Origin of the sequence: Neorhizobium sp. T7_12 (assembly GCF_002968535.1) — a bacterium.
GTDB classification, from domain to species: Bacteria; Pseudomonadota; Alphaproteobacteria; order Rhizobiales; family Rhizobiaceae; genus Neorhizobium; species Neorhizobium tomejilense.
In genome coordinates, this window is sequence record NZ_PVBK01000001.1 from 746,324 (window position 1) to 759,215 (window position 12,892).

The following is a 12,892-nucleotide window of genomic DNA, read 5'->3' on the forward strand; positions in this document are numbered from 1 at the left end:
AAGCGACGAAATACATGGCAACAAAAGTCAAAGAAAACGAAGAAGCAGAGAACGAACGCGAAGGCTCGCACGACGGTCCGCTTCTCGACCTTTCTGACGACGCCGTCAAGAAGATGATCAAAGCCGCAAAGAAGCGCGGCTATGTCACCATGGACGAGTTGAATTCGGTGCTGCCGTCGGAGGAAGTCACCTCCGAGCAGATCGAAGACACGATGGCGATGCTGTCGGACATGGGCATCAACGTCGTCGAAGACGAAGAGGCGGAAGAAACCACCGCCAGCGACGACGATGCTGACGGCGACAGCGACGACAATGAGAGCGAAGGCGGCGAAATCGCCACCACCTCCAGCACTGCGCTCGCGACAGCGAAGAAGAAAGAGCCGACCGACCGTACCGACGACCCGGTGCGCATGTATCTGCGCGAAATGGGCTCCGTCGAGCTTCTTTCGCGCGAAGGCGAAATCGCGATCGCCAAGCGCATCGAAGCCGGCCGCGAAACGATGATCGCCGGGCTCTGTGAGAGCCCGCTGACCTTCCAGGCGCTGATCATCTGGCGTGACGAACTGAACGAAGGCACCACCCTGCTTCGCGAGATCATCGATCTCGAAACGACCTATTCGGGTCCCGAAGCCAAGGCTGCGCCGCAGTTCCAGAGCCCGGAAAAGATCGAGGCCGACCGCAAGGCTGCCGAGGAGAAGGAAAAGACCCGCAAGGCTCGCTTCTCCGCTGCCAACGACGACGACATTACCGCTGTCGGCGGCGATGGCATGAACCTCGAGGAAGAGGAAGAGGACGACGACGAGTCGAGCCTTTCTCTCGCCGCGATGGAAGCCGAGCTGCGTCCGCAGGTCATGGAAACGCTCGACACGATTGCCGACACCTACAAGAAGCTGCGCAAGCTGCAGGACCAGCAGGTCGAGCAGCGTCTGGCAGCAACCGGTACGCTGTCCTCCGCCCAGGAGCGCCGTTACAAGGAACTCAAGGACGAGCTGATCACCGCCGTGAAGTCGCTGTCGCTCAACCAGAACCGTGTCGATTCTCTGGTCGAGCAGCTCTACGACATCTCCAAGCGCCTGATGCAGAACGAGGGCCGCCTGTTGCGTCTCGCCGAATCCTACGGCGTCAAGCGTGACTCGTTCCTCGAACAGTACCAGGGTGCCGAGCTCGATCCGAACTGGATGAAGTCGATCGCCAATCTGGCCGCCCGCGGCTGGAAGGAATTCGCGCGTGCCGAGAACACCACGATCCGCGACATCCGCCAGGAGATCCAGAACCTTGCGACGGAGACCGGCATCTCGATCGCCGAATTCCGCCGGATCGTCTCGATGGTGCAGAAGGGCGAGCGCGAAGCGCGCATCGCCAAGAAGGAAATGGTCGAAGCGAACCTTCGCCTCGTCATCTCGATCGCCAAGAAGTACACGAACCGTGGACTGCAGTTCCTCGACCTCATTCAGGAAGGCAATATCGGCCTGATGAAGGCGGTCGACAAGTTCGAATACCGCCGCGGTTACAAGTTCTCGACCTATGCCACATGGTGGATCCGGCAGGCGATCACCCGTTCGATCGCCGACCAGGCCCGCACGATCCGCATTCCGGTGCACATGATCGAGACGATCAACAAGATCGTTCGCACATCGCGCCAGATGCTGCACGAGATCGGCCGCGAGCCGACCCCGGAAGAACTGGCTGAAAAGCTCGCCATGCCGCTCGAAAAGGTCCGCAAGGTCCTGAAGATCGCCAAGGAGCCGATCTCGCTCGAAACCCCCGTGGGCGACGAAGAGGATAGCCACCTCGGCGATTTCATCGAGGACAAGAACGCGCTTCTGCCGATCGATGCGGCCATCCAGGCGAACCTGCGCGAGACCACGACCCGCGTCCTCGCGTCGCTCACGCCGCGTGAAGAACGCGTGCTGCGCATGCGCTTCGGCATCGGCATGAACACCGACCACACGCTCGAAGAAGTCGGCCAGCAGTTCTCGGTCACCCGCGAACGTATCCGCCAGATCGAAGCCAAGGCGCTGCGCAAGCTGAAGCATCCGAGCCGCAGCCGCAAGCTGCGGAGCTTCCTGGACAGCTAACGGTTTCAGCGGTTGGAAAATCAGAGACCCGGTTTGCGAGAGCAGGCCGGGTTTTTTGTTGTCAAAGAAGGAGGCTGCTTCCGCTCAACTCTTTTGCTGCGATGGCAAAGCGCTTGTCCAGCGTTACGATCGTGGCGTCGGCTTCCATTGCCACGGCGAGATGCAAAGCGTCACCGGAGCGAAGGCCGAGATCGTGAAGGTCGGTATAATTGGCTGCAGTTTGAAAGTGCGCTCTTGATACGGGAAGGATTTCAAATGAGGTTTCCGCCATGATCCGGAATTCCGAGAGCGCTGCAAGATGCTTAGGCGCAGAGAGGCTGCCCGCTCGCCTTTTCAGGGAAAGAGCGGACGATATTTCCGTGATGGTCCAGTCGCTGATGAAGAAAGGCAGGGCTTTCTGGGCTGCGAACCAGCTGTCGACCCGATCGACCGATGCCTCATTGGAAAGCAATGCTACGATGGCCGAAGTATCGATGTAGAACATCAATATCTTTCGTCATCTCGCATTCGACGCACGAAGGTACCTGCATCTTCGTCTTGCGGTGGCATTCCTTCCCTCAGAACTCGAAGCCGTTCAAAATCGATCGGCTGCTTTTTCGACCGCGGCGGCGCCAGCTGCGCGACAGGCTGACCATCGCGTAGAATCTCAACCGTCTCACCTTGGGCGACGCGGTCAATCAATTCGCCGAGTTTTTCTTTTGCTTCCGCCAGAGTGATCGCAGTCATCGTGATCTCCTGATCAATCTCTGTAAATATACGTCCGAAGCACCGTTTCCGCAATCAATGCCCGATCGAGCTTGAAAACACGTTGACCACCACGACGCCGGAGATGATCAGGCCGAGGCCGATCATGGCCGCGGTGTCGAGGGTCTGGCGGAACAGGATCAGGCCGACGGCCGAGATCAGCACTATGCCGAGGCCGCTCCAGATCGCGTAGGCGATGCCGACCGGCAGGGTGCGCAAGGCGATCGACAGGAGATAGAAGGCGATACCATAGCACAGCCCCATGAGGATGGTCGGCAGGGCGCGGGTGAACTGCTGGCTCTGCTGCAGGAAGGTCGTGCCAACGACTTCCAGCACGATGGCAGCGGCAAGCGAGCCGTAGGTGAGGATTGCGGGGTTCATTTCCGTTACTCTTGTTTCGTGAGGTTATGGAGTTGGTTGCGAAGTTCGGCGAGTTCTTTCGCCGGTAATCCGTCCGCTTCCATGAGATTGGCGAGCCAGATGCCGTCCGCGGCGTAGCGCGCGAGCTTGAAGGCCGGATGATTGTCGGTCTGCAAATGACGCTGGAGCCGATCGCGCATCCATTCCGACCAGAGTTGCCTGAGGCGCGGATCGGTCATGCAGGAGATCGACAGCGCCGCCCAGGGGCTGTCGGGTCCATCGCGGGTCACCTGGAAAAAAGCGTCGACATAGGCGCGCGTGAACCGGCCCCGATCGGTTTCGTCCTCGCTCATCAGCCGATCGATCTCCATATCGAGCTTGCCGAGGAGGTCTTCGAAGACGGCTTCGATCAAAGCCTGCTTGCTCGGGAAATGATGCAGCAAACCGCCCTTGGTGACGGAGGCCGCATCGGCGACCGCCTGCAGGGTGAGGCTGGCGAGACCTTCGGAAACGGCGCATCGCGCCGCATGATCCAGAAGGGATCGCCGCACGTGGTCTGGCTGTTTTTCGCGTCTGTGAGCGTTTGACATGGAGAAACATACCATATGGTCGGTTTGTTTGCAATGACGTAAACTGCGATTGAATCGCGCAAGAGAGGGCCGTCCGCGCAACTTTCTCCAGGAAAGCCGGAACTTGCATTGTTTTGATCACTCGGGGACTCGATCCGGCCGACTTTCCATCTTACATCCGCTGCCATGACGGATTTATCTGGAAAGCCGCGCGGCGACATAAGATGGGGTATTCCCGCCTCCATCCTGGTGCATGTCGTTTTCGCGGCGGCCCTTTTCTTCCACCTGCCGGTCGATCAGTCCGAGCCGCAGAAGGAGGAGACCGTCCAGGTCGAGATCGTGCCTCCGCCGGAAGAACCGAAGCCTGAGGAAAAGAAGGCCGAGGAAAAGAAGCCGGAAGAGGCGAAACCAGAGGAGAAGAAACCTCCGGAACCTGCAAAACAGGAAGAGGCCAAGAAGGCGGAGCCACCCCCGCCGCCGCCCGAGCCACCGAAGCAGGAGGAAGCGAAAAAGGCGGAGCCGCCGCCTCCGCCGGCGCCTGAGGAAAAGCCCGCCGAGCCGCCGCCCGCCAAGGAGGCCAAGAAGCAGCCTTTGCCGGTTCTGCGCCCCGTCTTCGAATTCGGCGAGAAGGATGCCGGGCCGAAGAAATCTCTGACCGGCAATGCATCGAAGGAAACGACCAACCCACCTGCCGAGAGCAAGGTGGATGCGGAGGCCGTCGAACCGGTAAAACAGGCGAAGGAGGCGCCTGCCGTCGTGGAGGCACCACCGGCCAATCCGGTGCCGGATGATATCCAGCTGCCTGAGGTCGGCATTGCGGCGGCCAACGGATTGCAGAACGGTCCCATTGCCGGCACCTCGCCGGATGCGACCAAGACCGAGATCGTGACGGCGCCGCCAATCGCTTCGCCCAAGAACGACCCTACCAAGACGCCGACCCCTGGCAAGCCGACCGAGCTGACGGAGGCAAAGACGCTATTTTCACAGAGTGCGACGGGGGATTCCATTGCTACGATTGCGATGAGCAATGTGCCGCGAGGGGTGCGTGCCGGCCAGCTTTGCTCGACGGAACTAAGCGCGCAACTGCGCCATGCATCCTACCGGCCGGACTACGTTCCGGAGCCCCGCTTGCCGCAGGGAACGGTGCTCAATGTTAGCGGCGCCGGTTTTCGCGCTGCCGGTCAATGGTATGACCTGAGTTTCCAATGTGTGATCAACGAGGACGCGACGAAGGTCGTGTCATTCGCATTCAATGTCGGTGCGCCGGTGCCGCGGAGCGAGTGGCGCAAGCGCCGCTTTCCGGAATAGTGATCAGGCTTGCGTCGGGCAGTGGTCGGCCGATATGCGCCGCATGGGTTGATTGACCCGCGAGCCGCGTCGACTATGCTGCGGCCACATTCAAGATGAGGCCTGCCATGAAAGCCATGTTCTACGATGCCTTTGAAAAGGCGCCGGAAATCCGCAATGTTCCCGATCCGGAGCCGACATTCGACGGTGTCGTGGTCAAGGTCGGCGCGAGCGGGCTCTGCCGCAGCGACTGGCATGGCTGGATGGGGCATGATCCGGATATAAAGCTGCCGCATGTGCCGGGCCATGAGCTGGCCGGCAAGGTGGTGGCGACCGGCAAGGGCGTGATGCGTTTCAAGATCGGCGATCGGGTGACGGTGCCGTTCGTGTCCGGCTGCGGCCATTGTTCGGAATGCCATTCCGGCAACCAGCAGGTCTGCCCCAACCAGTTCCAGCCGGGCTTTACTCATTGGGGCTCTTTCGCCGAATATGTGGCGATCGACTATGCCGATACAAACCTTGTGCACCTGCCCGAAGAGATCGACGATGCGACGGCGGCGAGCCTCGGCTGCCGGTTCGCCACCTCCTTCCGCGCGGTTGCTGACCAGGCCCGTACCGGGCCTGGAGACTGGGTCGCGGTGCATGGCTGCGGCGGCGTCGGCCTGTCGGCGATCATGATCGCTACCGCGCTTGGAGCGAACGCGATCGGCATCGATCTTTCCGAAGACAAGCTGGCATTCGCCCGCCAATGCGGTGCGGTCGCAACCATCAATGCGAGCACGGTCGCCGATGTGGTCGAGGCGGTTCGCGAGATTACCGGGGGTGGCGCGCATGTGTCGATCGACGCGCTCGGCCATCCGGTCACCTGCTTCAATTCGATCAAGAACCTCCGCCGCCGCGGCAGGCATGTGCAGGTCGGGCTGATGCTCGGCGAGCACGCCACGCCCTCGATCCCGATGGCGCAGGTGATCGGCCATGAGCTTGAAATCTATGGCAGCCACGGCATGCAGGCCTGGCGCTACGACGCGATGCTCGCCATGTTGAAGGCCGGCAAGATGAAGCCGCAGCAGCTGATCGCCAAGCGGATCAGCCTCGAAGAAGCAGTGCCGGGGCTGATGACGCTCGACAGATCCGAAACGCCCGGCATCAGCGTGATCACCACGTTCTGACGGGTGACGCGGCGATTGTTCGCCGTCGATGGCCGGAGCGTTCCGCTTCGGCCGCTTGGTAGCCTTTCGGGACGCCCTATATCGGGGGCATGCGTCGAACCCGAAAGGACGAACCATGAATGTCAGGGCACAGAAAATTCCAGGGCCGGATCACCCGATTACCGTTGCGCACAATCCGGCGCGGGTGGTGGTGAAGCTCGGCGGCAAGGTGATCGCCGACAGCATCAATTCGCTCACCTTGCGCGAGTCCTCCTATCCGCCGGTCCATTATATCCCGCGCAAGGATGTGGATATGTCGCTCCTTGAGCGGACCGACCACCAGAGCTATTGCCCGTATAAGGGAGAGGCTTCCTATTTCAGCATTCCGGCTGGCGGCGAGCGTTCGAAGAATGCCGTCTGGTCCTACGAAAACCCTTACGAAGCCGTCTCCGGGATCAAGGAACATGTCGCCTTCTATCCCGACCGGGTCGATTCCATCGAGGAACTTGGCGCGCCTGAAGCGGGTCAGTTCTGAGGCGGATGGGCTGCCGAGCGTGCGCTTGCAGCCCTTCGGAGCTTTGCGGGTGAAAACCCTGGAGGGTAAAGAAAAAGCCGGCGCACTTGTCGGCTTTGCTTTCCCTCCCACGTCCTTGGGGTGTTGACCCAACCAAGGAGGAAAATCATGCCCTATGTCGACGGGTTTATTCTTGCCGTGCCCAAGGCCAATCTTGAACGCTACAAGGACATGGCGCGCCTTGCCGGCACCGTGTGGATGGAAAACGGCGCGTTGTCCTATGTGGAATGCTTGGGCGACGACGTGCCCTACGGAGAGCTCACCTCCTTTCCGCGGGCGGTGCAGGCCAAGGAGGACGAGATCGTCATCTTTTCCTGGATCACCTATGAAAGCCGGGCCCGCCGGGACGAGATCAATGCGAGGGTGATGAAGGACGAGCGGTTCTCCGGAAACGAGTGGACGCAGGTCTTCGACGGCAAACGGATGATCTTCGGCGGCTTCGAGCCCTTCCTGACATTGTAGCCGGCCGGTGATAGGAGTGCCGTCTCCCTGCCGGTGCGTCTATTTTTGCTGCCGGCGCCTTCGCTGATAAAGGAGCCTTCCATGCCCCAGACCGTGATTTCGATCTCCACAAGCGGCCAGGGGCTCTACGAATTCACCGACGCGGCGCAGGACTTTTTGCGCCGCGCGCAGGTGAGTGAGGGGCTGCTCACCGTGTTCGTGCGCCATACATCCTGCTCCCTGATCATCCAGGAAAATGCCGATCCGGATGTTCGCCGCGACCTGAAGACCTTCTTCTCCCGTCTGGTGCCGCCGACCACCGATCCTGACATGCGCTGGGTCACCCACACGACCGAAGGGCCAGACGACATGCCGGCGCATATCAAGGCGGCGTTGACCGCCGTTTCGCTCGGCATTCCCGTCAGGGACGGACGGCTGGTGCTCGGCACCTGGCAGGGCATCTACCTGTTCGAACATCGCGACCAGCCGCATGTCCGCCAGGTCGTGCTGCATCTTTCGCTATGATCTTTTGGCTATGAGTGGGACATGAATACCGGCTGAATGACCGGTTAGGATGTTGTTCAGACCCCTTGGGCTAGGGTCGCGCCAATCGCTCGGAAAGGCGAGAGCAACAACCTTTGGGGCCGCAGAACCTGGCCCGGATTTCGGAGAACATTCTATGACCAGCATGATCGTCAAAGCCGGCGTGGCCGCTCTCATCGCGCTCACCGGCCTTTCCGCAACAGCCCCGACGGCTGCTGCCGCCGGCCCGGAATTCGCTATCCAGGTGCAGTATCGTGACCGCGATTGGCGTCCGGATCGCGGCGGTGATCGTGACTGGCGCCCAGATCGCGGGCCGCGCGGTTGCGCTCCCTGGCTGGCAGAAGAAAAGGCAAGCCGGATGGGCCTGCGCCGCGCCCGCGTCGTGGATGCCGGCCGCCGGGTCGTGATCGTCGCCGGTTTCGGCCGCCGCGGCCCCGACCGCATCGTCTTCGCCAACGAGCGCGGCTGCCCGGTCATCCGCCGCTAGGCTTCATCCCAAAGAACCCTTCCGTCTCCATCGCCCGTTGACGGAGGACAAACGCCCCCACCAGGTCCGACGATCTGGTGGGGGCGTTTTATTTTTTGCCTTATTTGCGGGCGAGGGAGGGCCGGGCGCCATTGGGGGAGGCGTCCGGCTTTGTTCAACAACCCGTAATTACTGCTCGAGGGCAAAGGTGACGTTGACGGTCACCGTATAGGTGTTTTCGCCGCCGGCGACCGGAACCGCTTCGGCGGCCATGTCCTTGGCCATCGTCATGCGCATCATCTGCTGCGGTACCGGCCGCATGGAGTTCTCGCTGATTTCCAGGATACGGCCGAGCTTGACGCCGGCCGCGTCCGTCAGCGTCCTTGCCTTGGCGAGCGCCTCGGCGACGGCCTTCTTGCGCGCCTCGGTCATCACGTCGTCGGGCTTGTCGTTGGTGAAGGTAATCTGACCGCCCTGGTTAACGCCGAGCTTCACCGAACGGTCGATGAGGCCGCCGAGTTTCTGAAGATCGCGGACCTTGAGGGTGAGCGTGTTGGACACCTCATAGCCGATCACCTGCGGCGGCTCGATGACGCCACCCTTCGGGTCGGGGTGGCGATATTGCGGATAGATCGAGAAATTGCTGGTCTGAATATCGCGATCGGCGATGCCGTCGCTCTTTATGGCCGAAAGCACGTCCTTCATGGCGGCGCTGCTGGCCGAAAGTGCCGCTTCCGCGGTCTGGCCGTTGCGAACCACCGAGAGCGTCAGGATGGCCATGTCGGGCGCCACCGAGGCCTGGCCCTCGCCGAGCACATTGATGACCGGTTCGCGGGGGCGGATATCCTGGGCCAGGACCTGGCCCGCGGAAGAGACGGCGACCGCACCGGCGAATGCGGCTGCAAGGACGAGACGTGACGACGAAAGCGCAACGCGCATGGATGTTCTCTCCGATCTGTCAGGGCGGAGGGAATGCTGTTCCCGGATCCGCCCGTCATGTTCCGTCTGCCGCGCGAACCCGCCGAAACGGGAATCGGCTCGGCCTGTTCGCGCCAGACGAGACTACCTGCCGGTTGATTGTGAAGCTATTGCGGCAACGGCTTGTAGCATCTCGTGAATTGCGTTAGAGCGGACCTCGAAGTGGCGGCGGACCATTGCGCTCCACTTCTGCCGGATCGGCGGGCCTGTAGCTCAATGGTTAGAGCCGGCGGCTCATAACCGCTTGGTTGGGGGTTCGAGTCCCTCCGGGCCCACCATCGCCTCCGGTCAGGCTGTTTTTCTTTATCTTTGTAGCCGGACGCGAGGTTCTGCAGTTTTGACACTACGTTCTGCAAATCGGGTTCTTTGCAGTTGTCGCCGACGCGACTTTTCGGAATTTTCACACGAGGTTCGGAAAAAACTAGTTTTCGCGTGAATTGCTGTTGTTCTGGCTAGACACCTAAACCTTCTCTTGCTTCATTGTGCGGGGTGTATGCAAGGGGGCAGCTTTGTCAGCAGAACAACACAATCAAGATCATCAGTTGGTAATCAGCAAGTTACCTCGGACAGCTGTTCAAGCGCTCTATCACGCTGTCACCGGAAAAACTGAAACACTCGCGCAGCCGTTTTTTGGCAACGTTATAATCAAAGACGAAGACATCGAGAACCTTCTTTCGGTCATAACAGAACAGATCGGCCACTACCACCTAGTCGCAGAACCTACGATCACCATCGTGGTCAAAGACGGCAATGCTCGTGCAACAACTTACAGCTCCTGGCCGCGATATCGTGAACTTAGGATAAGCAGCAAGGAAATTACTTCTGAAGTGCTGCTCAAGGTCGAGTTTGTGATGACTCTTCCGGGTACTGATACCGATCAGCGGTGTATCATTAATGTAGGCTTGGACTCTGCTTTGCCTATCGTGTGTAACCCCAAGTTCGGGCTGAGGCTCCGCGAAGACTTCGTGATGTTTATGCGCCGGAGTGGCGGATGGAATGCCGTCGATGTCTCCATCGACTTCGTCGATTTTCTAGTGGCAAAGAATTTTATGAGCCACGTTGAGGAGTGGTTTAAGGGGTTGAAGCCAACAGCTAAGCCGAGGATGAGTGGATTTTTAGTTGAAAGCCACGAGACGATTCGTCTGATTATCATGCAAGCGGGTCGAATTGGTTTAGCGTGTTTCCTGCTCTTCTCTGTGCTGTTCTCAAACAACGCGTTGACGCTCGAACGTGTTGTCATGATCACAGCTTTGGGAATGCTGCTGATGGCCGTAATCCAAGTTTCCCAAAGCAAGGTGGCGACATATCTCCGTACCCGGATACTCGGCAATTTCATCCCCGGAGTGATCCTCCTAACACCCGTTGATCACGAAAAATACGATTCGATAATTCGTACCCTTTCTTCACCGGGTGCGACCTTGTTGGCGGCCTGTGGAACTGTCCTAACCAGTATGGCGATCAATATCGCGTCCAGCTATATCTACACCTACTGGACCCCAACCCCTTAGCTATCGTCTCCAAGGCTCTGCGGCTGGCGGGCCTCAGGGCGACACTTTTCCGCTATGCCGCCTAAGGGGTAACGAGAACTTCGGCCGTGCCGAACCACTTGTTGGTTTCACCGTTCGCGAGGGTTGGACTTGTCAGGAGCGCACGGGCCTGCCCTTCGAGCGAGGGCGGAACAACAAGCAAATTCGGCTTCACCCCAAGCGACCGGCCTTCCTCGCCCGTGAGGCTCTGCATCGCTACACGCGCCGCCTCGTAGTGGGCGGCATCTAGCGTCTGCTTGGATCCCCAAGCGAGTTGCCGCAAGCCAAAACCCGCCGCACCTCGGCTGTCGACGCCGTAAATGTATTCCTTCCGGAGAAAGACATTGTCATCCTGTTCCCCATCCTTGCGCACCAAGTTTGGCGGGCGGCGTTCCTGAAAGATGAAGGGCCGGACGAGAACACGGCCAGCACCCGCCAATGGTGGTCCTCTTGCAAACACCGCCTCACTGGAGTATCCATGATTCAATATTTCAAGGATTGTATGAATGTTGAATCAGCAGCAGGCTCTAGGCGCCTTCGGTGCTCTCTCGCAAGAAACGCGACTGCACATTGTCCGGATGCTGGTTGTCGCCGGGCCCGAGGGCATGGCCGCAGGTTTGATTGCCGAGCGGGCAGGGGTGTCGGCGTCCAATATTTCGTTTCATCTCAAGGAACTCGAACACTCGGGCCTGATCCTCCAGCAGCGTGAATCGCGCTCGATCATCTACAGGGCGAATATCGAGGTCCTCGGCGATCTGGTGCGCTTTCTGATGGAGGACTGCTGCGCCGGCCATCCGGAAATTTGCGCTCCCGCCGTGGAGGTTGCCGCCTGCTGCGCTCCCGCAGCAGTGAAGGCATGACGGTTCGAAGTCGCCGGTGCCATCGTGCTTGGCGGTCGGTCCGGAACATCTGAAGCGGAAAACAGAAACAAGCCAATCGGAACAACGCCACCAGGGACAATCGTCATGTCTGATCGCACCTACAACGTCCTCTTCCTCTGCACCGGGAACTCTGCCCGCTCCATCATCGCGGAGGCCATCCTCAACAGGGTCGGCCAGGGCAGGTTCAAGGCCTATTCGGCCGGCTCCCAGCCGAAAGGCGAGGTCCACCCTTACACGCTCCAGCTCCTGAAGACCCTGAACCACGATACCAGCTTCGCTCGCTCGAAGAACTGGGAGGAGTTCGCGGCTCCGGGCGCTCCGCAGATGGACTTCGTGTTTACAGTCTGCGACAACGCCGCCAACGAGGCGTGCCCGGTTTGGCCGGGACAGCCGATGACCGCCCATTGGGGCGTTCCCGATCCCGCCGCCGCCGAGGGGACCGAAGCCGAAAAGCACTTCGCTTTCGACGACACGTACCGGATGCTCAACAACCGTCTCTCCATCTTCACCAGTCTGCCGATGACAAGCCTCGACAAGCTGGCACTCCAGAAACGGCTGGACGAGATCGGCCGCAGTTCCCAGAAGGCCGAATGAGCGTGGCCGTCGATCTTGGACGCCGTCTGGTCGCGGAGGCCCTCGGCACCGCAATCCTCGTCGCAACCGTCGTCGGTTCGGGCATCATGGCGGATCGCCTCACCGACGATACGGCCATGTCCCTGCTGGGCAATACGATACCGACCGGAGCAATCCTGTTCGTACTGATCACCATTCTCGGTCCGATCTCGGGAGCACACTTCAATCCCGTCGTGACAATGGTTTTCGCCGTGCGCCGGGAATTCAAGGTCGCTTTGGTCACCCCTTACATCCTGGCACAGATAGCCGGCGGCGTGTCCGGAACGTTGGTCGCTCATGCGATGTTCGACCTTTCGCTCCTCCAAATGTCTGGAACGATCCGTACGGGATCGGCTCAATGGATCGCGGAAGCGGTTGCGACTTTCGGTTTGCTGCTTACCATTCTCGGCGGCTTGCGCTTCAGGGTCGACGCGATCCCTCTGCTGGTGGGTCTCTATATAACGGCAGCCTACTGGTTCACCGCATCCACATCCTTCGCCAATCCAGCGGTCGCCATTGCACGGAGCATCACCGATACTTTCTCCGGCATTCGCCCCACCGATCTGCCGGGTTTCATCGTTGCCCAGATCCTCGGAGCGCTCATCGCCGCCGCACTTGCGGGATGGCTATTTGCCGAACGCCGCAACGAAGTTCCCCCTATCATTGCTCAAGGAGCCGGCTGATC

The 12,892-nt window shown here is 60.1% G+C and carries 17 protein-coding genes and 1 tRNA gene; 12 read left to right on the forward strand and 6 right to left on the reverse strand.

Features of this window, described 5'->3' with window-relative positions; genetic code table 11:
* The first annotated feature begins 14 nt into the window (after window positions 1–14).
* Entirely contained in the window at window positions 15–2,078 is a 2,064-nt protein-coding gene (gene rpoD / locus C5J26_RS03780; RefSeq protein ID WP_046668753.1) for an RNA polymerase sigma factor RpoD, read from the forward strand.
* A gap of 61 nt (window positions 2,079–2,139) precedes the next feature.
* Here the strand turns inward: rpoD and C5J26_RS03785 are convergent, their stop codons facing one another.
* From C5J26_RS03785 to C5J26_RS03800, 4 genes are read right to left on the reverse strand one after another with little or no spacing between them, the layout of a single operon-like run.
* Window positions 2,140–2,562, reverse strand: coding sequence for a type II toxin-antitoxin system VapC family toxin (locus C5J26_RS03785; protein ID WP_105400557.1), 423 nt, complete (start codon window positions 2,560–2,562; stop codon window positions 2,140–2,142).
* Entirely contained in the window at window positions 2,562–2,804 is a 243-nt protein-coding gene (locus tag C5J26_RS03790; RefSeq protein ID WP_105400558.1) for a type II toxin-antitoxin system Phd/YefM family antitoxin, read from the reverse strand. The genes C5J26_RS03785 and C5J26_RS03790 overlap by 1 nt, the downstream gene beginning before the upstream one ends.
* 54 nt (window positions 2,805–2,858) lie before the next feature.
* The gene (locus tag C5J26_RS03795; protein WP_371673823.1) at window positions 2,859–3,191 is read right to left on the reverse strand and encodes a multidrug efflux SMR transporter; all 333 of its coding nucleotides are present in this window, start codon (window positions 3,189–3,191) and stop codon (window positions 2,859–2,861) included.
* Between the two features lie 17 nt (window positions 3,192–3,208).
* A complete protein-coding gene (locus C5J26_RS03800; protein WP_245449357.1) occupies window positions 3,209–3,733 on the reverse strand; it encodes a TetR/AcrR family transcriptional regulator in 525 nt (174 codons plus the stop codon).
* Window positions 3,734–3,937: 204 nt separating this feature from the next.
* On the opposite strand from C5J26_RS03800, the gene C5J26_RS03805 reads away from it, so the two are divergent.
* The 6 genes from C5J26_RS03805 to C5J26_RS03830 all read left to right on the forward strand — a co-directional run bounded on the left by C5J26_RS03805 (window position 3,938) and on the right by C5J26_RS03830 (window position 8,231).
* Window positions 3,938–5,059, forward strand: a complete 1,122-nt coding sequence (locus C5J26_RS03805) for a DUF930 domain-containing protein (protein ID WP_105400561.1) — start codon at window positions 3,938–3,940, stop codon at window positions 5,057–5,059.
* Window positions 5,060–5,166: 107 nt separating this feature from the next.
* Window positions 5,167–6,207 (forward strand): zinc-dependent alcohol dehydrogenase family protein, encoded by a 1,041-nt coding sequence (locus C5J26_RS03810; protein ID WP_105400562.1) that lies wholly within the window; start codon window positions 5,167–5,169, stop codon window positions 6,205–6,207.
* A gap of 115 nt (window positions 6,208–6,322) precedes the next feature.
* A complete protein-coding gene (locus C5J26_RS03815) occupies window positions 6,323–6,721 on the forward strand; it encodes a DUF427 domain-containing protein (RefSeq protein ID WP_105400563.1) in 399 nt (132 codons plus the stop codon).
* A gap of 147 nt (window positions 6,722–6,868) precedes the next feature.
* Window positions 6,869–7,222 (forward strand): DUF1428 domain-containing protein, encoded by a 354-nt coding sequence (locus C5J26_RS03820; RefSeq protein WP_046625741.1) that lies wholly within the window; start codon window positions 6,869–6,871, stop codon window positions 7,220–7,222.
* 81 nt (window positions 7,223–7,303) lie between these two features.
* Window positions 7,304–7,726, forward strand: coding sequence for a secondary thiamine-phosphate synthase enzyme YjbQ (locus C5J26_RS03825; RefSeq protein WP_105400564.1), 423 nt, complete (start codon window positions 7,304–7,306; stop codon window positions 7,724–7,726).
* Between the two features lie 154 nt (window positions 7,727–7,880).
* Window positions 7,881–8,231: a hypothetical protein gene (locus C5J26_RS03830; RefSeq protein WP_105400565.1), complete on the forward strand. Its 351-nt coding sequence runs from the start codon at window positions 7,881–7,883 to the stop codon at window positions 8,229–8,231.
* Between the two features lie 168 nt (window positions 8,232–8,399).
* Here C5J26_RS03830 and C5J26_RS03835 read toward each other — a convergent pair whose 3' ends face one another.
* Complete coding sequence (locus tag C5J26_RS03835; protein ID WP_105400566.1) at window positions 8,400–9,149, reverse strand: SIMPL domain-containing protein; 750 nt, start codon at window positions 9,147–9,149, stop codon at window positions 8,400–8,402.
* 241 nt (window positions 9,150–9,390) lie between these two features.
* On the opposite strand from C5J26_RS03835, the gene C5J26_RS03840 reads away from it, so the two are divergent.
* Together C5J26_RS03840 and C5J26_RS03845 are read left to right on the forward strand one after the other, a co-directional pair.
* A tRNA-Ile gene (locus C5J26_RS03840) sits at window positions 9,391–9,466 on the forward strand.
* A 231-nt stretch (window positions 9,467–9,697) separates the two neighbouring features.
* The gene (locus C5J26_RS03845; RefSeq protein ID WP_172745740.1) at window positions 9,698–10,696 is read left to right on the forward strand and encodes a hypothetical protein; all 999 of its coding nucleotides are present in this window, start codon (window positions 9,698–9,700) and stop codon (window positions 10,694–10,696) included.
* Between the two features lie 61 nt (window positions 10,697–10,757).
* On the opposite strand, the gene C5J26_RS03850 is transcribed toward C5J26_RS03845, so the two are convergent.
* Window positions 10,758–11,153 (reverse strand): Mu-like prophage major head subunit gpT family protein, encoded by a 396-nt coding sequence (locus C5J26_RS03850; RefSeq protein ID WP_206051150.1) that lies wholly within the window; start codon window positions 11,151–11,153, stop codon window positions 10,758–10,760.
* Window positions 11,154–11,223: 70 nt separating this feature from the next.
* Between C5J26_RS03850 and C5J26_RS03855 the strand changes: the two genes are divergently transcribed.
* From C5J26_RS03855 to C5J26_RS03865, 3 genes are all read left to right on the forward strand, one after another.
* Window positions 11,224–11,574 (forward strand): helix-turn-helix transcriptional regulator, encoded by a 351-nt coding sequence (locus tag C5J26_RS03855; protein WP_046633800.1) that lies wholly within the window; start codon window positions 11,224–11,226, stop codon window positions 11,572–11,574.
* A 105-nt stretch (window positions 11,575–11,679) separates the two neighbouring features.
* A complete protein-coding gene (locus C5J26_RS03860; RefSeq protein WP_105400569.1) occupies window positions 11,680–12,189 on the forward strand; it encodes an arsenate reductase ArsC in 510 nt (169 codons plus the stop codon).
* Complete coding sequence (locus C5J26_RS03865; protein WP_105400570.1) at window positions 12,186–12,890, forward strand: MIP/aquaporin family protein; 705 nt, start codon at window positions 12,186–12,188, stop codon at window positions 12,888–12,890. The genes C5J26_RS03860 and C5J26_RS03865 overlap by 4 nt, the downstream gene beginning before the upstream one ends.
* The last annotated feature ends 2 nt before the right edge of the window (window positions 12,891–12,892 follow it).

Excerpts from the sequence above, each read along its gene's own strand:
- rpoD (WP_046668753.1), top strand. The coding sequence starts at position 15 with ATGGCAACAAAAGTCAAAGAAAACGAAGAAGCAGAGAACGAACGCGAA.
- C5J26_RS03785 (WP_105400557.1), bottom strand. The coding sequence starts at position 2,562 with ATGTTCTACATCGATACTTCGGCCATCGTAGCATTGCTTTCCAATGAG.
- C5J26_RS03790 (WP_105400558.1), bottom strand. The coding sequence starts at position 2,804 with ATGACTGCGATCACTCTGGCGGAAGCAAAAGAAAAACTCGGCGAATTG.
- C5J26_RS03805 (WP_105400561.1), top strand. The coding sequence starts at position 3,938 with ATGACGGATTTATCTGGAAAGCCGCGCGGCGACATAAGATGGGGTATT.
- C5J26_RS03810 (WP_105400562.1), top strand. The coding sequence starts at position 5,167 with ATGAAAGCCATGTTCTACGATGCCTTTGAAAAGGCGCCGGAAATCCGC.
- C5J26_RS03815 (WP_105400563.1), top strand. The coding sequence starts at position 6,323 with ATGAATGTCAGGGCACAGAAAATTCCAGGGCCGGATCACCCGATTACC.
- C5J26_RS03820 (WP_046625741.1), top strand. The coding sequence starts at position 6,869 with ATGCCCTATGTCGACGGGTTTATTCTTGCCGTGCCCAAGGCCAATCTT.
- C5J26_RS03825 (WP_105400564.1), top strand. The coding sequence starts at position 7,304 with ATGCCCCAGACCGTGATTTCGATCTCCACAAGCGGCCAGGGGCTCTAC.
- C5J26_RS03830 (WP_105400565.1), top strand. The coding sequence starts at position 7,881 with ATGACCAGCATGATCGTCAAAGCCGGCGTGGCCGCTCTCATCGCGCTC.
- C5J26_RS03835 (WP_105400566.1), bottom strand. The coding sequence starts at position 9,149 with ATGCGCGTTGCGCTTTCGTCGTCACGTCTCGTCCTTGCAGCCGCATTC.
- C5J26_RS03860 (WP_105400569.1), top strand. The coding sequence starts at position 11,680 with ATGTCTGATCGCACCTACAACGTCCTCTTCCTCTGCACCGGGAACTCT.
- C5J26_RS03865 (WP_105400570.1), top strand. The coding sequence starts at position 12,186 with ATGAGCGTGGCCGTCGATCTTGGACGCCGTCTGGTCGCGGAGGCCCTC.